The organism is Pseudomonas sp. LB3P14 (assembly GCF_054898045.1).
The window spans coordinates 827149-847728 of record NZ_CM142714.1 but is presented as its reverse complement, the minus strand read 5'-3'; the positions used below and the strand labels follow the sequence as shown (position 1 = coordinate 847728).

16 protein-coding genes are annotated in these 20580 nt (G+C 57.9%); 5 read left to right on the top strand and 11 right to left on the bottom strand.

Annotated features, from left to right (window positions below; all coding sequences use genetic code 11):
• Positions 1–66: 66 nt before the first annotated feature.
• Together iolE and ACYZT5_RS03985 are read right to left on the bottom strand one after the other, a co-directional pair.
• The gene (iolE, locus tag ACYZT5_RS03990; RefSeq protein WP_462049896.1) at positions 67–954 is read right to left on the bottom strand and encodes a myo-inosose-2 dehydratase; all 888 of its coding nucleotides are present in this window, start codon (positions 952–954) and stop codon (positions 67–69) included.
• A gap of 167 nt (positions 955–1121) precedes the next feature.
• Complete coding sequence (locus tag ACYZT5_RS03985) at positions 1122–3059, bottom strand: bifunctional 5-dehydro-2-deoxygluconokinase/5-dehydro-2-deoxyphosphogluconate aldolase (protein WP_462049895.1); 1938 nt, start codon at positions 3057–3059, stop codon at positions 1122–1124.
• Between ACYZT5_RS03985 and ACYZT5_RS03980 the strand changes: the two genes are divergently transcribed.
• A complete protein-coding gene (locus ACYZT5_RS03980; protein ID WP_462049894.1) occupies positions 3058–3360 on the top strand; it encodes a hypothetical protein in 303 nt (100 codons plus the stop codon). The genes ACYZT5_RS03985 and ACYZT5_RS03980 overlap by 2 nt on opposite strands.
• On the opposite strand, the gene ACYZT5_RS03975 is transcribed toward ACYZT5_RS03980, so the two are convergent.
• Positions 3342–3740 carry a hypothetical protein gene (locus ACYZT5_RS03975; RefSeq protein WP_462049893.1) on the bottom strand — a complete coding sequence of 133 codons (399 nt, stop codon included), beginning with the start codon at positions 3738–3740 and terminating at the stop codon, positions 3342–3344. The two genes, ACYZT5_RS03980 and ACYZT5_RS03975, sit on opposite strands and share 19 nt — an antisense overlap.
• A 127-nt stretch (positions 3741–3867) precedes the next feature.
• On the bottom strand, positions 3868–6084 hold the full coding sequence (locus tag ACYZT5_RS03970; protein ID WP_462049892.1) for a TonB-dependent receptor: 2217 nt from the start codon (positions 6082–6084) through the stop codon (positions 3868–3870).
• Between the two features lie 348 nt (positions 6085–6432).
• On the opposite strand from ACYZT5_RS03970, the gene ACYZT5_RS03965 reads away from it, so the two are divergent.
• From ACYZT5_RS03965 to ACYZT5_RS03955, 3 genes are read left to right on the top strand one after another with little or no spacing between them, the layout of a single operon-like run.
• The gene (locus ACYZT5_RS03965) at positions 6433–7581 is read left to right on the top strand and encodes an efflux RND transporter periplasmic adaptor subunit (RefSeq protein WP_462049891.1); all 1149 of its coding nucleotides are present in this window, start codon (positions 6433–6435) and stop codon (positions 7579–7581) included.
• Positions 7582–7593: 12 nt separating this feature from the next.
• A complete protein-coding gene (locus tag ACYZT5_RS03960; protein ID WP_462049890.1) occupies positions 7594–10680 on the top strand; it encodes an efflux RND transporter permease subunit in 3087 nt (1028 codons plus the stop codon).
• A complete protein-coding gene (locus ACYZT5_RS03955) occupies positions 10673–12127 on the top strand; it encodes an efflux transporter outer membrane subunit (RefSeq protein ID WP_462049889.1) in 1455 nt (484 codons plus the stop codon). The genes ACYZT5_RS03960 and ACYZT5_RS03955 overlap by 8 nt, the downstream gene beginning before the upstream one ends.
• Positions 12128–12611: 484 nt before the next feature.
• Here the strand turns inward: ACYZT5_RS03955 and ACYZT5_RS03950 are convergent, their stop codons facing one another.
• The 3 genes from ACYZT5_RS03950 to ACYZT5_RS03940 all read right to left on the bottom strand — a co-directional run bounded on the left by ACYZT5_RS03950 (position 12612) and on the right by ACYZT5_RS03940 (position 15033).
• Positions 12612–12797 carry a hypothetical protein gene (locus ACYZT5_RS03950; protein ID WP_462049888.1) on the bottom strand — a complete coding sequence of 62 codons (186 nt, stop codon included), beginning with the start codon at positions 12795–12797 and terminating at the stop codon, positions 12612–12614.
• 460 nt (positions 12798–13257) lie between these two features.
• Positions 13258–14052 carry an SDR family NAD(P)-dependent oxidoreductase gene (locus ACYZT5_RS03945; protein WP_462049887.1) on the bottom strand — a complete coding sequence of 265 codons (795 nt, stop codon included), beginning with the start codon at positions 14050–14052 and terminating at the stop codon, positions 13258–13260.
• A 123-nt stretch (positions 14053–14175) separates the two neighbouring features.
• Positions 14176–15033 (bottom strand): AraC family transcriptional regulator, encoded by an 858-nt coding sequence (locus ACYZT5_RS03940; protein ID WP_462049886.1) that lies wholly within the window; start codon positions 15031–15033, stop codon positions 14176–14178.
• Between the two features lie 193 nt (positions 15034–15226).
• On the opposite strand from ACYZT5_RS03940, the gene ACYZT5_RS03935 reads away from it, so the two are divergent.
• Entirely contained in the window at positions 15227–15640 is a 414-nt protein-coding gene (locus ACYZT5_RS03935) for a hypothetical protein (RefSeq protein WP_462049885.1), read from the top strand.
• Here ACYZT5_RS03935 and ACYZT5_RS03930 read toward each other — a convergent pair.
• The 4 genes from ACYZT5_RS03930 to ACYZT5_RS03915 all read right to left on the bottom strand — a co-directional run bounded on the left by ACYZT5_RS03930 (position 15615) and on the right by ACYZT5_RS03915 (position 20562).
• Positions 15615–16799, bottom strand: a complete 1185-nt coding sequence (locus tag ACYZT5_RS03930; protein WP_462049884.1) for a sugar transporter — start codon at positions 16797–16799, stop codon at positions 15615–15617. The genes ACYZT5_RS03935 and ACYZT5_RS03930 overlap by 26 nt on opposite strands.
• A 270-nt stretch (positions 16800–17069) precedes the next feature.
• Positions 17070–18497 carry a sugar porter family MFS transporter gene (locus tag ACYZT5_RS03925; protein WP_462049883.1) on the bottom strand — a complete coding sequence of 476 codons (1428 nt, stop codon included), beginning with the start codon at positions 18495–18497 and terminating at the stop codon, positions 17070–17072.
• Positions 18498–18558: 61 nt separating this feature from the next.
• A complete protein-coding gene (locus ACYZT5_RS03920) occupies positions 18559–19575 on the bottom strand; it encodes a Gfo/Idh/MocA family protein (protein WP_462049882.1) in 1017 nt (338 codons plus the stop codon).
• Positions 19576–19620: 45 nt separating this feature from the next.
• Positions 19621–20562 carry a sugar phosphate isomerase/epimerase family protein gene (locus ACYZT5_RS03915; RefSeq protein WP_462049881.1) on the bottom strand — a complete coding sequence of 314 codons (942 nt, stop codon included), beginning with the start codon at positions 20560–20562 and terminating at the stop codon, positions 19621–19623.
• Positions 20563–20580 lie beyond the last annotated feature (18 nt).

Sequence of the window (20580 nt, the reverse complement as noted above, 5' to 3'; positions counted from 1 at the left end):
AGATCCAGCAGCCAACTGTGCTGCGGATCGTTATGGAACCTGCCAGACGCGTTACGGGTCGCGCCATCACGTCCTATCGTCAAGCAGTGCTCGTAAGGTGTCGTAGCCTTTTTTGGCATAGACGTAGCTCGGCGCCACCGCCGGGTCCTGCTCGGCTTCAACCACCAGCCAGCCGTGGTAATCGGCCGCCAGCAGCACGTCGAGCAAGGCGCCGAAGTCAATATCGCCATCGCCGGGCACGGTGAACGTGCCGTTGATGATGCAGTCCGGGAAGCTCCACAGATTGTTGCGTGCCAGTTGCACCACCGGTTTGCGAACGTCCTTGAAATGCACGTGGCAGACGCGTTCGATGTGTTTGCGCAGCACCTGCAACGGTTCGCCGCCGCCCATGTAGCAATGGCCCGAATCGAACAGCAGACCGACTTCACTGCCGGTCAACGCCATCAACTTGTCGATGTCCGCCGGGGATTCGACGTAGGCGCCCATATGGTGGTGATACGCCAGGCGCACGCCTTGGGACAGGGTGAAGCGTGCTAGCTCAGTGAGCTTGTCGGCGTATTCCTGCCAGGCGTGTTCGGTATGGAAACGCGGGCGTTCAACCAGCGGAATGCGCTGGCCTTGAATGGAGTCGGCGACTTCACCGTACACCAGCACCTTGGCGCCGTTCTTCGCCAACAGCTCGACATGGCTGCTGATGGCGTCGATTTCTTCGGCCACCGAGCGGCGGGCCAGACGGCTGGAATACCAGCCGGACACCAGCGCCAGGTCATAGGGGCGCAGTACATCGCCGACACCCTTGGCGTCCTTGGGGAATTTGCCGTTGAGTTCGAAACCTTCGTAGCCGATTTCCTTGCCTTCGCTCAGGGCGGTGCTCAGCGGCGTCTCCCCACCGAGGGACGGCAGGTCGTCGTTGCTCCAGGAGATCGGGTTGATGCCAATTCGAATAGCGGGCATGGCTGCACCTTTTATTGTTTTACCTAACCATTGAATGCGGCACTAAACCCTGTGGGAGCGAGCTTGCTCGCGATTTCGGTGTATCAGACGACATTGATGTTGACTGTCAGTCCGCTATCGCGAGCAAGCTCGCTCCCACAGGTTCAGTGTTCACACATTGAAAATGTTCAGCTCCGCGCCGTGCGCCAGGCATCGATCAGTTCAACGAACGTGCCCTGCACCTGGCTGATCAGCGCCTCGTCATCGATTTCACCGGCCAGCCACGCTCGGCTCGGCTCCTGGAAAATCGTCCGGCCCACGGCGAAACCACGGCAGGTCTGGCTCTGGCTGGCCTGTTGAAACCCTTCGGCCAGTGCCGCTGCCGGTGCATTCAGCCCCAGCAACACCACGCCACGGCAGTACGGATCACGCTCCTGAATCAGCTCGTCGAGTTGTTTCCACTCCTCGGCGCTCTGCGCTTCGATCTTCCACCACGCCGGGTAAATGCCCAGGTTGTAGAGGCGTTTCAGGGCGCGATACAGCACGTCCGGATGGGTCGATGGATGATCTTTGGGCGGGATGATTTCCAGCAGCAGCTCATGACCACTGACCTGGGAGGCCTGATACAAACCCTTGATCTGCGCTTCCTGTTCCAGTCGCAGCAGCGGCTCGTCGTCGGGGTGGAATTGCACCAGGCACTTGATGATTTGTTCCTGCGGCCAGGCGATCAGGTTGCTGCCAATGGAGCGCCCATGTTCGAAAGCCAATGGCCGCGAACCTTGCACTTCCACCGGCCGCGCCACCCACCAGCCACGACCGGTGGCCGCGTTCAGCGAGTCCTGACCGAAGCGCTGATCGGCCAGCAGCCCGACATCGGCCTCGATGCCTTGCTTGCGCAAATCGGCTTCGACTCGCTCCACAGCCTTGATAAAGAGTTGCTTGAGTTCGCAGATGGCGTTCAGGTCGCGACCGCCCTTGTGCGCCAGTTCCACCAGTTGCCCGCGATGGTCAAAGGCAAAAATGAACAGTTGCTTCCACTGTTTGCGCGGCACGCTGACCTGATGCAGACGCTGCAACACCGCGTCCTGATCCGGCCGGGTAATCGGCACCGGGCTGTTAAACAGATAGTCGAGTTCGGCACGGGTCGGCATGGCCGGGGCGCAGGCATGGCGCGACACCACCAGACCACCGCAGGCATTGGCCAACTGGCAGCAGCGCTCGTCGCTCGCATCCTCCAGCCAACCGCTGAGGAAACCCGACATGAAGGCGTCGCCGGCCCCCAGCACATTCAAGACTTCCACCCGAACGCCGGGATAAATGGCGCCGTCTTCGAGACGCTCCGGAATGACTCCGTGAATCACCGTGCAACCCTGCGGGCCGAGCTTGACCACCAGGGTCGCAGCGCTCAGGCGCCGCACATTACGCAGCGCGGTGAGCAAATCCTCGGAGCCGCCGGCAATCAGGAATTCTTCTTCAGTGCCGACGATCAGGTCGAAACGCGGGAGAATTTTCTGCACATGCTGGCTGACGTTCTGGTCGGCGACGAAACGGGTTTCGCCGTCGGCCTTACCGGCCAGGCCCCAGAGCACCGGGCGATAGTCGATATCCAGTACGCGTTTGACGTTGTGCTTTTCGGCGTAATCCAGCGCCTGAATGCTCGCCTTGTAGACGCCGTCGGTGGAGAAATGGGTGCCGGTGATCAGCAAGGCTTTGCTGGAAGCAATGAAGGCTTCGCTGATGTCTTCGGCCCGCAGCGCCATGTCGGCGCAGTTTTCGCGGTAGAAGACCAAAGGAAAGGTTTCGCGATCCTTGAGGCCCAGCAGGACCATGGCGGTCAGGCGCTCCGGGTCGACCTTGATGCCGCTGACATCGCAACCTTCGCGAACCAGGGACTCAACGAGGAAGCGGCCCATGTGGTCGTCCCCTACCCGGCTCAGCATCGCCGATTTCAGACCCAGCCGAGCCGTGCCGAAGGCGATGTTAGCGGACGATCCACCGAGGTATTTGGCGAAGCTTGAAACATCTTCCAAGCGCGCTCCGACTTGCTGCGCATAAAGGTCGACGCCAAGGCGCCCCAGGCAAATCAGATCCAATTGACGCCCACTGGCAAAACGAGTCTGGCCCATGTTGGCTCCGGTTATTTTTATCAGCCTGCGTTCGGGCGAAAAGGCGCCGAACACTCTTGGTGGGATGCAGACTAAAACGACCGGAACCGAAAAATCAATATTTATTCCATTTCATTTTTTATTAGAATTATTTTTCTGTAATTTTGCTGAAATCTTCCAACTCACCAGGCACAGACGGTCAAAGGTCTCCAGGCGGGCCGAAGCCCCGGAAATAGGGGCAGCTGATCTTGCGGTTGCTTCAGGCAATCGCAAGATGCATAGGATCCAGTCTGCTCAGACTGCTCAGACTGCTTTAATGTGACGCCAGGACGCGACAATGGCGCAGACGCCGGGAAGCGCGATGAACAGCAAAGCCGAGAAAACGATATGTCCGCCATCCCGCAATCCATCCATGACGCCAGCGAGCGTATTCAGGACCGCAAGAGCACCGCCAAGGATCAGCATCGTCCAATTGGACGCGGACGTTCCTATCAACGCGAGCAGAACAGGGATAATCCATGCGCCATAGAAGATGGATACCATCCACAACATGCTTGAGTCGAACGTGATCGTCGGCATTGCGCCGCCCGCCCTGACATAGTCGTTGATGTAAGAAAACGACTGGACCGTCACGAATAGCACAGCACCGACTGCAGTTGTCAGCCAGAAAAGAGCGAGCCTGTTTTGTTCCTTGGTAATCATTTACGAATTCTCCTACCGCTATAACAAATGTAAAAAGACGTGAGGGCATACCCATGTCAGCACGACAAGTGCGAAGCGATCATTCGAACACCGAAGAAGTTCGATACTATTCGCGATCAGGCATACATCAAAAACTTTTGGTGAGCCCAACCCCTAACGTTCGGCCACGGCCCACTGAAACAATCTCCAGACCGCCGTACACACTCCCGAATGTTTCGTAGCGTTTGTCGAACAGATTACGTCCAAAAAGATAAACCTCGAGGTCCTTGTCTTTCCAACCAAGCCTGGTATTCACAATGCTGTAGGGATCGAGGTAGAACGACTTGTCGATGTCCGCAGTACGTTTTCCCGTGTATTGATATTGCATGTTGAATGACAGCATGCCTGGCACATTAATAATCTGGGCGGACGTTTCGTACTGCGGTCCCACCGACGCGGTCCATTCAGGTGTATTTGGCACCGGATTACCCGAAACAGTATTAGTGGCAGCGCCATTACTGCCGAGTGCACTATGGGTGTATCCAAGCCCGCCATTAAAGCTCAAACCCTCTGTAATAAGCGCACGCCCCTGCAACTCAAACCCTTTGGTTTTATAATCTTGATAGGCCGTGCGGAATGCTCCGAGTGCGGGATCGAGATAAGACATAACGCCGTTCTTGACGTCATTGTAATAAACGCTTGCGTCAAGCTGGAGACGATCATCAAGCAAGGCGGCTTTTATGCCGGCTTCATAGGTCCAGTCGGTTGCCGCCGGATAAGGGTCGGCCTCGACGCCGTTCACTGGATAGCTGAAGAGCGGATAAACCCGCGACGCATGACCCCGCGCAACCGACACGTAGGTTTGAATATCATCTGTCCACTTGTAAGCGAGCGCCATTCGCCCCGTTGGATACATCTGAGCGGTCGAATTGGAACCCGTCAGCGAGGCCAACCCTAAAGAGTTGTGTCGTTTCATCTCAATGTCGTCATGGCTTACCCGTGCACCCATTGACAACTCCCAGCGCTCTGCAAAGGGGATCGACACATCACCGAACAACCCAAGACTCAGCGTATCAAGCTCGCTGCTCATCGTAATCGCACTGGAGTAAGGAGCCGGCGCACATTGCGTGCTCTGGCACACTCGGGTGACGTCGGTGTGCATGGCGCTAGTCCCCACCACCCAACGGATTGGCTCACCCTCAAGCGAACTTAGCCGCAGCTCTTGGCTTACCGTATTTTCTTTATCAGTCAAGTAACTGACAGAACTGGATGCCGGGAGGCCAACCGCGCCATAGACAAGGCTATCAGCGCCGTCGAGTTCACTTTCCAGTTCGTTATATTGGTAAGCGGAGACCGACGTTAATTTGAAATTATCAAAAAAATGCTCAACGTTTAAGTTAGTGCCCACCTGAGTGTTCGTCGAATCCGGCTCGGTGAGAATTCCGCTTTTCGGGGTATGTTTACCGTTACGTAACAGATAAAGCGGAGCGTTTGCTTCGTCATGCAAGTAATTGCCCGTCAATGTAACAATGGTGTCATCCCATTCGGTAAATCTCAGTCCCCCTCGAAAAGCACCGATATCACGCTCACCCAGTTTATCGGTATGTACGCTGCTAATGTCGCCATCCTCATGGCCGAAACGGATCGCCATGCGCCCATCGAGTATGTTGGGGATCAGGTTGTCACCCATGATCGCCTCGCCCATACGATAACCATCTTCACCCACTTCAGTCGTCACCCGAACGTCATGGGTGCCATCGGGCTGATTGGTGATGACATTGATTGCGCCACCCAGCGCGTTGGTCCCCCAAAGAGTGCCCTGAGGTCCACGCAGCACCTCGACATGATCAACATCAAGCAAGACATTCGAAGCGCCCATCATGCTGGTAGGTACGCCATCGACATTGAACCCGATAGTGCCGTCGGAATAGTTGGCCGGCGACCCCAGTGAATTGATACCGCGAATCGAAAACCACTGAGAACCGGTCGTGCGGTTAACCCATTGAACATTGGGGGCGTTGCGAGCGATAGCCGCCCCCGGATCGAAAGGCGTTTCTTTCAACGTTTCGGCAGGCAAAACCGTAATGCTCACAGGAACGTCTTGAAGACGTTCAGTAGTTTTGCGCGCCGTAACCGTGACCGCCTCCAGCACTATGGGTGTTGATGAGGATTGCGACGTTGAGCTTTCCTCCGAACTGGCGGCTGCTTGCGCCTGTGTCACCTCGGCGGCAAACATCCCAGACGCGTTGACGAGAGCGGCGACGGCAATCGTCGTCCTAAAGAATGCGTGGCGCATGGTGCGTAGCTGGCCAACCGCGCCCGAGAGCACACGGCCGCTTCCTTTTACAGAAGGCGTACTAATCATTAAATAAAACTCATTCGTATTTTTGAGTGTTCTATTTAACGCTACGCATACAGGCGCAGATAACGAAATTTGGCCAGACTATTGTTTGTTTCGGCCAATGAGCAAAACGCCATCTATTTGGCCGTATTGCGAAATAAACTGACTAGTTTTCGCAATGCAGATTCTGGCCGGTATGGATAGGCTGCGCCTCATCGTGGCCTGCTATGCGTCAACCCTCGTCGCTTGGCTCAGCCGACCGAGCACTTCTTCCCAAGGAAATCTCCCCATGCATTCACTTAGCCCTGGTGGATCGGCGACGCAAAGCCGGTCACGCCCCATCTTGATTTCCATTGTTGTAGGGAGGCGCGCATGAGCACCGCTGTCACCCGCAACGCCAAACCCATCGCTATCAGCATTATCGGCCTCGTCGTGGTCTTTGGCCTGCTATATACATGGCGCATCTCCCGCAGCAGTGCCGCCGAACACCCTGTCATGCCCGCCATACCTGTATCGACGATCCGCGCCGAGACCCGCGGCGTGGCAGAGGAACTGCAGGCCGTTGGTAGCCTACAAGCTGTTCGCGAGGTGATGGTGGCCCCTGACACATCTGGACGCGTGACAGCCATCAATTTCGAAGCAGGTCAGGTCATTAAAGAAGGGACCATTCTGGTACAGCTTTACGACGCCCCGGAACAAGCTGATCGCACCGCTGCTACGGCCAAGGCCGATTTCGCGCAGCTGCAACTTCGGCGGTCGCAGCAGCTGGCGCCAACCGGTGCCGAGCCTCGTGAACTGCTTGAACAGCGCAAGGCCGACGCCGCACAGGCTGTCGCGGCGGTCCGGCAACTGGACGCGCGCATCCAGCAGAAGACCATCCGCGCGCCGTTCTCCGGCCAGATCGGCATACGGCGCATCAATCCTGGCCAATACCTCACGGCCGGGGACGCCATCGCCACACTGACCCAGCTCGACCCGCTCTACATCAACTTCACACTGCCCCAGCAGGATCTGCCCAGACTGACCTTGGGCGCCCCGGTGCAGGTGACCGTGGATGCAGCGCCGGGCCAAGTGTTCAACGCCAGGATCAGTACGATTGAGCCGCGTATTGAGGGCGAGACCCGCAACATTGTCGTGCAGGCGCTGCTGTCCAATGCCGACCGGACTCTGAAGTCCGGCATGTACGTGACGACGCGGCTGGTGCTGCCCGCGGCGACCAACGCCATCGTGTTGCCGCTGACGGCGATCCAAACCTCAGCCTCCGGCGACAGCGTCGTACTCGTGCAGGGTGCCAACGCGGAAGGGATCGGCAAAGCAGTCGCGGTGCCGGTCACCACCGGGCGCCGGCTCGGCGACGACGTCCTGGTGACCCAAGGAATCAAGCCGGGAGATACCGTGGTGACGGCCGGCCAGAATCGGCTGCCACCTGGTGCGATGGTGAAAATCAGTACCGCCGCACTCTCAGCCGCTGCGCCTCATGCGACCCCGGCTGTTATCTCTGCCACCGCCAGCGCACAGTAGGGAGACAGCACCATGCATTTTACCGACATCTTCATTCGTCGCCCCATCCTGGCGCTGGTCGTCAGCCTGCTGATTCTGCTGATGGGCGCCACCGCAGTGTTCCTGCTGCCCGTGCGGCAGTACCCGTATCTCGAAAACGCCACCATCAGCGTGAGTACCACCTTGCCGGGCGCGACCCAGGAAGTGATGCAAGGCTTCGTGACCACGCCGATTGCGCAGTCGATCGCGACTGCCAGCGGTATCGAGTACCTGAGCTCGACCACTACGCAAGGCAAAAGTGAGATCAAGGCGCGACTGGTGCTCAATGCCAATGCCGACCGTGCGATGACCGAGATCCTGGCCAAAGTGCAGCAAGTCAAATACCAGTTACCGGCCGGCGTCACTGACCCGGTCATCAACAAGTCCACCGAAGGCGGCACGGCAGTGCAGTACGTTGCCTTCTACAGCGACACGCTGTCGATCCCGCAGGTGACGGACTTTGCCACCCGGGTGGCGCAGCCGCTGTTCACCGGCATTCCCGGCGTAGCCTCGGCCGACATCATGGGCGGACAGACACTGGCGATGCGGATCTGGATCGACCCGGTGCGGTTGGCTGGACGCAGATTATCGGCTGGCGAGATCTCCGCCGCGCTGCGTGCAAACAACGTACAGGCCGCGCCGGGCCAGCTCAACAGCGCGCTGACCGTCACTAACATCAGCGCTGCGACCGACCTGCGTGGTGTCGAGGACTTTCGCCAGATGGTGATCAAGTCCAGTCCCGAGGGCGGTGTGGTGCGGCTGTCCGATGTAGCCACTGTCGAGATCGGTGGCCAGAACTACAACAACGCCGCATTCGCTACCGGTACGCCGGCCATTTTCATCGGCATCCAGCCCTCGCCCGATGGCAACCCGATCGAGATCGTCAAGCACGCCAGCGAACTGATCTCCAAGATCCGCGACATGGCGCCGCCCGGGCTGACAGTGTCGCCCAACTACGATGTCGCGCGTTTCGTTAACGCTTCTATCGAAGAGGTGAAGCACACGCTGGTCGAAGCCATCGTGATCGTCATCGTGGTGATATTCCTGTTCCTTGGCACCTTCCGCGCGGTCATCATTCCAGTCGTCACCATCCCCCTCTCATTGGTTGGCACCGCGGCGCTGATGCTTGCCTGCGGCTTTTCGATCAACCTGCTGACGCTGCTGGCCATGGTGCTGGCGATCGGCCTGGTAGTGGACGACGCTATCGTGGTGGTGGAGAACATCCATCGCCACATCGAGGACGGCTTGACGCCCGTGCGCGCAGCGCTACTGGGGGCGCGCGAGATTGTCGGGCCGGTGATCGCCATGACCATCACCCTGGCGGCGGTGTATGCGCCCATCGGCATGATGGGTGGGCTGACCGGTACGCTGTTCAAAGAGTTCGCCTTCACGCTGGCCGGTTCGGTCATCGTCTCAGGCGTGGTCGCACTGACGCTGTCGCCCGTGATGAGTTCGATGCTGTTGCATTCAAAGCAGGGCGAGGCTCGTCTGGAGAAATTCATTGAGCGCTACATGGCACGGCTGACCGCTGTCTACGGACGGCTGCTGGCGCACACGCTGGCCGCGCGCGGTGCGGTGTTACTGGTCGGTGCTGTAGTGTTGGCGGCGATCATGGTGCTGTTCAGTGGCGCGCGCCACGAACTGGCTCCGACCGAAGACCAGGGCTTGGTGATCGTCGTCACCAAGGCACCGCAGTACGCGGGAGTGGGCTATACCGCCCGCTATGCGGAGCAGATTGAAAAGCTGTTCGAGTCGATTCCAGAGTTTGACAGTAGCTTTATGCACATCGCCGGTATCGCCGGCGGCCAGAACCAGATGCTCGGCGGCGCAATCCTCAAGGATTGGTCCGAGCGCAAACGCTCGGCTACCGAGATCCAGGGCCAGATCCAGGCCGCTGGCGGCGCCATCGAAGGAGAAACGCTCACCGCCGTGCAACTGCCTCCGCTGCCCGGCTCTGCCGGCGGTCTGCCGGTGCAAATGGTGCTGCGTTCTCCCGACGACTTTAAAACACTGTACGAGACGGCTGAGAAGATCAAAAACGCCGCCTATGCCAGCGGCCTGTTCCTCTACGTGCAGAATGACCTGGCCTATGACAGCGCCCAGGCACACATCACCATCGATAATGCCAAGGCCAGCGAGATGGGTGTGACCATGCAGGCCATCGCCGATACGTTGGCGGTGCTGGTCGGTGAGAATTACGTCAACCGTTTCAACTTTCACGACCGCTCCTACGATGTTATCCCTCAGGTGCGCGGCAGCGAGCGCATGACACCCGAAGACCTCGGACGCTTCTACGTCAAGGCGACCTCCGGCGCGCAGGTGCCGCTATCGACCGTGACCCGCGTCGAAATGCGGCCGCAGGCCAACCAGCTCACCCAATTCGGCCAGATGAACTCGGCAACGCTCGAAGCGCTGCCGGCTCCGGGCGTGAGCATGGGCGAAGCTGTGGCATTCCTGCAGTCGCAACAACTGCCGCCCGGCACCAGCGTCGACTGGCTCAGTGACAGCCGCCAGTTCGTTCAGGAAGGCAACCGCCTGCTGGTCTCCTTCTGCTTTGCGCTGGTGGTAATTTTCCTGGTGTTGGCCGCGCAGTTCGAGAGCCTTCGCGATCCGCTGGTGATCCTGGTCACCGTGCCGCTGGCAGTTTGCGGCGCACTGGTGCCGCTGTGGCTGGGCTACGCGACGCTCAACATCTACACCCAGATCGGACTGGTCACGCTGATCGGGCTGATCTCCAAACACGGCATCCTGATGGTCACTTTCGCCAACCATATCCAGCACCATGAGAACCTCAACCGCATCGAGGCCATCGAAAAGGCCGCGGCGGTGCGTATGCGTCCCGTCCTGATGACCACGGCGGCGATGGTCGCCGGTCTGGTGCCGCTGCTGTTCGCCGACGGCGCAGGTTCGGCCAGCCGTTTCTCCATCGGAATCGTGGTGGTGATGGGCATGCTGGTCGGTACCTTCTTCACGTTGTTCGTCCTGCCCACCATCTACAGCTTTATCGCCAAGGACCACCGGACGGCGGCGCAAAGCCCCCGCGCCCGTGAACTGGCGTCGACGGAGGTCCCCAATGTCTGATCAAAACCACCGATCAAACGGCACCATCATCCGCCCTCGGCACGTGCCGCGGGCTACCCTGGCATTGCTCGTCCTGGCAATGGCCGGCTGCGCCAGCGGGCCGGACTATCGTACCCCGCCTCTCCCTCATACCGCTGCCGATCCCTTCATCAGCCGACCGGCCAAGACGGATTTCGCCGCATCGTTGCCAGCGGACTGGTGGAAGCTGTACGACGATTCAGTGCTCGACAGCCTGGTCCAGAAAGCCTTCTCGGCCAATACCAATCTGCGCGAGGCGCTGGCGAATCTCGACCGCGCACGAGCCATCTACAACGAAGCCCGCGGTGGACTGTACCCCTCGACCAACGTATCGGCGGGTGCAGGCTACGGACGTGACCAAACTACCTGGACTGGCACAGGGCAGGCGCCCAAACAGTGGAGTTACAGCGGCGGGCTCGACGTCTCCTACGAACTCGACCTGTTCGGCCGGGTCAGACGCGATATCGAGGCCGCGCGTGCAGATACCGATGCAGTTGCCGCGGCCTACGATGCCGCTCGGGTGATGGTGGTCGCAGAAACAACTCGAGCCTATGTGGACGCCTGTACCTATGGCGAATCCATTGACGTTGCCCGTTCATCCATCGAATTGGCGCGGCACAGCTTTGACCTCGTAAGCAGCCAGGAACAGGCAGGCTCGGCGTCTCGTCTGGATGTGGAGCGGGCAGCAGGCACGCTGGCTCAGACCGAGGCCGCCTTGCCGCCGCTGCAGGGTCAACGCGATTCCGCTCTCTTCGAGTTGGCGGCGCTGATGGGCCGCCCTCCGTCACAGGTACCGGAGGCGGCACGCGCCTGCTCCAAGGCGCCGGAAATAGCCGGTGAGCTGCCAGTCGGCGATGGCACCGCGCTGCTGCGCCGTCGTCCCGACGTGCGGCAGGCCGAACGCCAACTGGCGGCCGACACCGCTCGGATCGGCGTGGCCGTAGCCGATCTCTATCCACGCGTTACGCTGGGTGCTTCGGGTAAGTACCTGCGCAATGACTATCTGAAAGGAAATCGCACTTTCTCCTTCTCTGTCGGCCCGCTGATCTCCTGGAGTTTCCCCAACACCCTGGTGGCTCGCAGCCGTATCGCGCAGGCAAAAGCACAGAGCGCGGCCTCACTGGCCAGCTTCGACGGCACCGTGCTGAATGCCCTGAAGGAGTCCGAGCAATCGCTGAGCGCCTACGGTGCGGCAATGGAGCAACGCGATGCCCTGATCGAAGCGCGCAACCGTGCCGATAACGCCTTCCGGCTGGCAGACCAGCGCTACCGTGGTGGATCCATCAGCTACCTGGACGTCATCGTTGCGCAGAACACTCTGATCGATGCGAAATCGCAGGTGGCCACCGCCGACCAGAAGGTGGGTTCCACCCGAGTCAGTGTCTTCAAGGTGCTGGGTGGTGGATGGGAGCACGTCAATACGCAGTAAAAGAGAATGTTGCTCCTCAATGCCGCTGAATTGTTTCGCATCCTCTGCACTGGTAGATCTGGCTGCGCGGCTCTTGTCGCCGGCCAGTTTCAGGGCATCAATCAGGTCTTCCTGGCTGAACTCGGCAGACCAAAATGATCGCAATAACTTCTCGCAGTAGAAACCGCAATAGTCTTTTGGTTTGATTTTTCGAAAAGCACCCATATTTGAACGCGCTACACACATCCCGAATCTGTAGAAGATTTATTTGTGATCACGCGAGCGATCATCCTCTAAAAAGACCAGAGAACGACAACTATAAAAATAGCCACCCTATGGGTGACTATTATTTCAATAAGTGGTAGTTATGGCGAGATTCAAGCATGACAAAAGCTTCGGTGATTCAAAGCGTATCGCGCAGTAGCAAAATAAAAACAGACCGTCACCTGAACAACAGTTGCGAATCAGCATGCGCTCTCATGTCGAAAGCGCATGCCACACACAGTTAATTACAAGTCGGATCAGGAATATGTGAAGAACAGTTAATCGATGAGGCCTGTGCAACTTCTGCCATTACGGCGACGCTACCCACTGCCAAAATAGCCTGGAGGCAAACGGCAATGACCCGCTTGCGACCGACACTGTCGCCAAGCATTTTATTTCTAAACGTGTTTCCGATGGAATTACTCATAAGACACCTCATTTCAGAAAATAATGGAGCTTTTGTTTCCCAATTAATGGGACCTTTCCCCCGACACCGATAGGCCATCGAGAAAATCTTAATATGAGATACAGTTATCATTGCGCGAAAATTAACACCCACGCAAACCACTGGAATCAATAATAAAATTTATCTTCAGCTCTCTAAAAAAACTGAAAACCGCATGAAGCAGGTTTTAAGACAAAACCGCTTAATCTTTTTTAATGATGCCTCACCAATTTCTGTCCGTCATTTCGAAAGACTGCCATATTGTTATTCAGATCAGCCAATCGCTTTAGTCATGGCAAAAAACCATGTTCGCCGACTATTAATAACAGCACCACAAGATCATTGCAGTTCATGCACGACGTCGCGAGTCGCTCTTTAGAAGCAACATTAATTTTCACCTGAGATGGAGTCTGCAGGCTAAGTGCCCGTCATCGTGTAAAGGTTATATGATCGAACGGACCACGCCACCGTCCGCCCGAAGCGCCGCTCCAGTGGTGGCCGACGCTTGAGCGCTGCACACATAAGTAATCAACGCGGCAATTTCTGCCGGTGTCGTAAATCGCTGCAAAAGCGAAGACGGCCGCGCCGTCGATAGGAATTCGCGCTCCACTGTCGCGATATCGACTTCACGCTCAGCAGCCATCCGCGCAACTATCGCCCCTACGCCTTCCGACGAGGTCGGCCCGGGTAAAACACTGTTTACCGTAACATTCGTCCCTACCAAAGTCTCGGCAAGCCCGCGGGCCACAGCGAGTTGCGCGGTCTTGGTCATGCCGTAATGGACCATCTCAGCCGGAATCTGGAGGGCTGATTCGCTTGAAACAAACACGATCCGTCCCCAATCACGTGATCGCATTCCGCGCACATAGTGACGAGAAAGACGAACTCCGCTGAGTACGTTGGTTTCGAAGAAACGCAGCCAATCTTCATCCGCGATCTGCTCGAACGATTTCGGCTCGAAGATGCCGAGGTTGTTGACCAACAGGTCGACCTCCTGAAGCTGGCAAAGCAGTGTCTCGCAGCCTTCACGGCTGCTCAGGTCGGCGGCGACCCCGGTGATAATCGCGCCAGGAAGGTCACGTCTGAGCTCGCCCACCGCGCTGTCGACTCGCGCCTGAGTCCGGCCGTTCACCGTGACGTGAGCGCCCTCTGCCGCCAGCGCGCGCGCGGTTGCCAGCCCGATGCCGGCCGTTGATCCCGTCACCAGCGCCCGCTTTCCTTTCAATCCCAGATCCATGACCCGTCTCCCGCCTATTTGTTGATTTTTAAATCTAGCGGTGTTTTACGTGACTCGGTAGCGATGTCTGGTCAGATCATTGTTCAATCCAGACAATCAACATCGCTGCACGATTGGATAGGGTCAGACCTGATTGGGCAACATGATACCGGGCACAGAAACTGACTCACCGCCGACCAGGGCGCTAGCCATGCGATCAGAAAGGTATCGCGCTGGCGGCTTGCCTACCGCTTTACGGAACATGGTGACAAAACCACTGGCACTCTCATAACCAAGCTCCAACGCAACCGTCTGCACACTCTCCCCTTTAGTCAGGCGCTGCAGCGATAGAATCACATGCAGCTGCCGGCGCCAGCGTCCGAAACTCATCCCGATTTCGTGCAGCAAAAGCCGACTCATGCTCCGTTCACTCATGCCAATGCGAATGGCCCAGTCGCCCATCGATGTCTTGTCGGTGGGATCGGCCAACAACATTTGCGCGAGTCGACGCAGTCGCGCATCGCGAGGCATCGGCAAATGGAGACTTTCCACGGGGGCCGCCGACAACTCGTCCAGCAATGTTGCGATCAACCGGCCTTCACGCCCCTCGCAGGCGTATAGCTTAGGGAACCCCGCCGCCTTCAGAAGCAACTCACGGAGTAGCGGCGATACCGAGATCGTGCAGCAGATCTTCGGAAGATCTGGCGTGGCGTCAGGCTCGACAAACAGGCAATAACACTCTGTTTCGCCCGAACCGCGTGCCGAATGCGACAAGTCTCCGGGTATCCATACGGCGCATTGCGGCGGAACAATCCAGACGCCATCTTCTATCTCGCAATTGAGGATGCCACGCACGGAGTAGAGCAGTTGTGCCTTGCGATGATGATGCTTGGCCTGCTCCCAGTCCTTACTCACCATCGAAGCGCTCAGAGCAACAACCGGCCGAGAGATGCTGTCGACATCGAGGCTCGCGACAGGGTCTCTGAATACGGTGTCTGACATGGTAGGGGTGGACCTCGAACGGAAACAGCCATATGGCTGACTTGAACAATATGATGGCCAAATTGTGCAATGACGTCCAGTCGCTTGCTGGGTATCGTGAGATTAATCGTGCTGGTTACCGTTAGGACAGACGCTCTTCTGCGACAAGCGAGACTGCCAGCGATTTTTCACCCACTACCAAAGGAATATTGACATGCTTATAGATGCCTCCCGATTCCCACTCGTTTGGATGCAAATCGCCACGCCCAGCAAGAATCCTGGCGACTCGCCGTTTGCCGAATTCGAAGCTTTGCTCGCTCGTAAAGAACCCTTTGTACTCCTGAACGATGAAGGCCTCCATCAGGGAAGCCATGAGCACTCACCGGATGAAATGAAGCAGACTTCACTTTGGATGAAGCGTCACAAGAGTGATTTGAGGACCTTCGTCAAGGCCTCGATCCACATCGAACCGAGCACCCCCAAACGCCTGGCGGCCAGAGCATTTGCAATCGTGTATGAAAAGTTCTGGGGTTACCCCATGCTCATGACGGCCACCAAGAAAGAGGCTCTGGCATTGGCACAGAAACTTTTGGCGAAAGAAATCAACTCGGAATTCCGGGCTGGCTGAAGCGCAAGATTGACACGCAATAGAACAGTAACGCCAAGGCCGCCAGCAAGCCTCCAACCAGCCCTATGTAGGCGAACCCGAACTGGCCGCCTACCCAACTCCCCAGGAGTGCGCCTCCCCCTATACCCACGTTATAGATACCCGAAAACAGCGCCATCGCCACATCGGTAGCGTCCGGAGCCAGCACTAGGACCTTTGATTGCAGAGCCAGTCCGAAGCCCATGATCGCCATCCCCCAGAACAGACTCAGCGTCCCCAGATACGAGACCTCGCCGCTCAAAGGCAACAGCAATGCCAGGCACAACGTGAGCAACACCACAGTCACTATCAGAAAGCGCTGCGGGCTATACCTGTGCAGCCAGCTGAAAAGCAGCGAGCCGAAAATACCGGCACCACCGAACAACAGCAGAATGAGGGTCACCACATCGCCACTCAAGCCCGCCACCGCCTGAACGAAGGGCTCGATGTAGCTGTAGGCGGTGAACTGGGCGGTCACCACCAGCGCCGTCAGAACATAGAGTGACACCAGTGCAGGCCGCCTGAACAACAAGGGCAGACTTCTGAGAGAGCCCGAGTTCTGACTGGGCAACAACGGCAGGGTCCTGGCCAGCCAGAGCACCAATGTACCCGCCAGCACAGCGATCACGATAAAGGTGGTGCGCCAACCCATCGCCTCGCCCAACAACCTGCCGAGGGGAATACCCAGCACCATCGCCAGGGAAGTACCGGTGGCCAGCAAGCCCAAAGCCTGAACTTGCTTGCCCGGTGGCGCCAGGCGCACTGCCAGAGATGCGGTGATAGACCAGAACAGCGCATGAGACAGCGCCACTCCGATCCGGCTCAGTAACAGTACTCCGAAGCTTGTGGCCAGACTCGACAGGACATGACTGGCGATGAACATCCCAAACAACACGATCAACAGCTTGCGCCGCTCGATGTTACGAGTCAGCAGCATAATGGGAAGCGACGTCAGGGATACCACCCACGCATAGATGGTAAGCATCAGACCGACCTGAGCCGTCGACATGTCGAAGCTGCTGCCAATCGAACTCAACAGACCGACAGGCACAAACTCGGTGGTGTTGAACACAAACGCGGCCAACGCCAGCGCTATGACCGGGTGCCAATTACCGTCAGTTGTAGCGGCAGAGATGTTCATTTAAAGGTCACACTACTCTATCGATGATCAAACGGACCCTAGACTAGATACACACCGCGCCAAACGCCGCTTTTACAATCAAGCGACGCTTCGGTGCATATCGAGCAGGGTCCAGACAGGAAAACGAGGGCCACACTCGAACCTTGCAACACGCTACATTCCCCCGGCGAGCTCAGGCATGAACTGTGCCAGAGCGTGCTGGACACCACGCTGGGATCAATTCATAGACTTCTCGAACTCCTGTTCGTGATCATCGATTCCCCGGATACTTCAACTACACTGCCGGCGAAACTCTTCCTCGATGGATTCCAGACTACGTCCACGTGTTTCCGGAACGCACATCTTCACAAATCCCAGAGACAGCAACCCCAGAGCCACGAAGATAAAGAATGTGTAGCCGATGCCTACCAGGGCGACCAGGGTCGGGAAGAATAACCCGATGGTGAAATTGGTGATCCACAGGACGCAAATCGATACTCCCATGCTGAAGCCGCGCATACGCAGTGGGAAAATTTCGGAGATCATCACCCAGGCCACAGGCGCAATCAGGCCCTGCATGAATGTCAGAAACAGTGCCATGGCCCCCAGAATCAGGAAGGCACGAAACTCCGAAGGTGCGACCATTAACGACACCAGCCCGATCAGGAACAAGGCCAGGGTTGTGCCGGACAACCCGAGCAACAGCATTGTCCGCCGGCCGATGCGATCCAGCAGGTAAATGCCGGCGAAGGTGGCAACAACCGAAATCACGCCGTTGACAATATTGGCATACAGCGCCCCACCCCGCTCAAAGCCGGCCTCGGTGAGAATCTGGGTACCGTAGTACATGATCGAATTGACACCGGTGCACTGCATGACGATACCAATCCCGATACCGATAAAGAACACCCGACGAATCCAGGGTTTGGACAGTTCATGCCACCCCCCGCGACGAGCCAGATTGTCTTCGGCAGCCAAGTGTTTGATTTCTTCAAGCTCCGCGTTAGCCTGATATTCCTCGCGCACCCGTTTGAGCACCTTCAGCGCCTCCGCAAAGCGGCCCTTGGAGGCAAGCCAGCGAGGACTTTCCGGCATAAACATCATGCCGACCCAGAGCGCCACCGCCGGTACGCTGGCGATGACCAACATCCAGCGCCATACGCCATCGACCTCGCCAAAGAGATTGCCAATGGTTGCATTCGAGGTGAAGGCAAGGAACTGCCCGGCCACGATCATCAACTCATTCTGGGTGACGACCTTGCCGCGGATATGGGAAGGCGCCATCTCCGCCAGATAGGCCGGCACCGTGACTGAAGCGCCACCCACCGCGATCCCCAGGAGAAAACGCGCGGCCACCATCACTTCCATGCTCGGTGCAAAGGAACATGCCAAGGCACCGAAAAAAAATAGCACCGCCAGCACCAGAATGTTGTTACGTCGTCCGCGGCGGTCGGACCGACGCCCACCGAGAAATGCACCCACCGCCGCCCCCAATAGCAGGGAGCTGGCCACCAGGCCTTCGGTGAAGGGCGTCAGCCCCAGGTCATGCTTCATGTACAGCAGCGCACCATTGATCACACCAGTGTCGAAGCCGAACAACAAGCCTCCAAAGGTGGAAATCATGGTGATCAAACGTAGATAGCGTTTGGCTTTACGCTTTTGCGAAAGCACCACCTGCGTCGAGCCGGATTCGGCAGATTCATAAACGGGCATTGTCATTGTTATTCTCCGTATTTTTCAGTCAGCCTGCCCGTCCCGGGGGCCGGGCAAGAACGATTAATCAGCTCGGGTCATAGAATGCGGGCCTGGCTGGCATGTTGATTGGCACAATGGCACCGCTGATTTGCGCCTCGGCACAGGCGTCGGCGGCCAGCGCTGCAGCGAAACCGTTCCAGGCGGAGGGCCCTTTGATCTGGCCCTGGCCAGCACCGTCGATGAAGGCCTGCAGCTCATGGTCATAGGCGTCGATGAAGCGCTGCTTCCAGTCCAGCAATACGCGCTGCGAATTCGAACCTGCACGGCGTACCCGCGGCGAAGGCGGCGCCGCCAGTTCAGCGGTCCCGTCTTCACACACCACTTCGCACTGGATGTCATAGCCATACTTGCAGTTGACGAAAATTTCGACGTCGATACGCACGCCTTTGGCGGTTTCCAGAAGGACGATTTGCGGATCACGCAAATTGCTGTGGGCATGCCGAGTCACCCGGGGGAAAACCACTTGCGCCGAGACGTAATCGTCGTCAAGCAGCCAACGCAAAACATCGAGCTCATGCACCAGCGTGTCGGACACCGCCATATTGGTGGTGTAGGCATCGTTGACCTCTGGATTACGGTGCTTGCAGTGCACCATCAGAGGCACACCCAAATCGCCCGTGCGAATTTCTTTGCGCAGGGCGTTGTAGCCCTTGTCCCAGGGCCGCATGTAACCCACTTGCACCAGACGTTTGCCGTGGGCGGTTTCGGCTTCGATGATGCGTCGACAGCCCTCGGCAGTGACCGCCAGCGGCTTCTCGCAGAACACTGGCTTGCCTTCGGCAATGGCCGATAGCACGAACTCTTCGTGGCTCGGCCCCCAAGAGGTCACCAGTATCGCGTCAACCTCCCTAGACCTGATCAACTCATGGCCATCTGCGTACACCTCGGCGGAAATCCCCAAGGTGTCCAGCGCGCGCTGCGCCTGCTCGAGGTTGATGTCATTCACTGCGGTCACGCGGCTGCCGTTGAGCGCAAAGTGGCAACGGCGCATATGGTCCACGCCAATGGCACCGCTACCAATCACACCAATATTAAGGGTCATTTCTGGGGCTCCGTTCGCTGATACATAGGAAAACTGCTGGTGCGGTCACTGGCTGATGGTCTGTTTGAGAGCGTCGATAGAGGTACGAATGCCCGCGTCTACGCTCATGGTCAGGTCTTCCATTTCCAGGGATACATGCCCGTCGTATCCGAGCATGCGCACTACCGAGAAGAATTCGCGCCACCACTGCAAATCATGGCCACAGCCAACCGCCACGTAGTTCCAGGCGCGGGCCACCGTATCGGTGACTTCCTTGGTTTCCATGACACCGTTGATATCCACCAGGCCGCGCTCCAGGCGCGAGTCTTTGCCGTGCACGTGATGGATCGCCGGACCTAGGGCGCGGGCAGCGGCAATGGGGTCCGCGCCCATCCAGAACAGGTGACTTGGATCAAGGTTCAAGCCCACCAGAGGACCTACCGCATCCCGCAGCCGGAATAGCGTCTCGGGGTTGTACACCAGCATGCTGCTGAAGTTTTCCAGGGCTATTTTTTCCACCCCACAACCGCTGGCCTTGGCCACCAGCTTGTGCCAGTAAGGGATGGCGACGTCATTCCACTGGTAGTTCAGATAGTCCTTGAGCACGGGTGGCCAGCTCACGGTGTAGCTGATCCAGTTCGGCACCCGGTCTTCGGCACAGGCAGGTGGAAGCCCACTCATCATGATGATCTTCTTCACCCCGAGAGCTTCAGCGAGCTCGAAGGTACGCTCGGTATCATCTCGGTGTTTGGCCCCAAGGGCGCCCGGATCCAAGGGGTTACCGGAAACGTTGAGCGCGCACAGTTCAATGCCACGACTCTCCAGGGCACCGAGGAACGCATTGCGTTTCTCCGCACTTTCCAGCAGTTCATTCATCCGCAGGTGCGGCGCGCCTGACCACCCCCCGGTAGTCATCTCCACTGCCGTGACGCCCATCTGCGCCACCCGGTCGAGCATTGCTTCGAGGGGCAGATGCCCGAGGCTGTCGGTTACATAAGAAAGCTTCATTACCAGTACTCCGCGGCT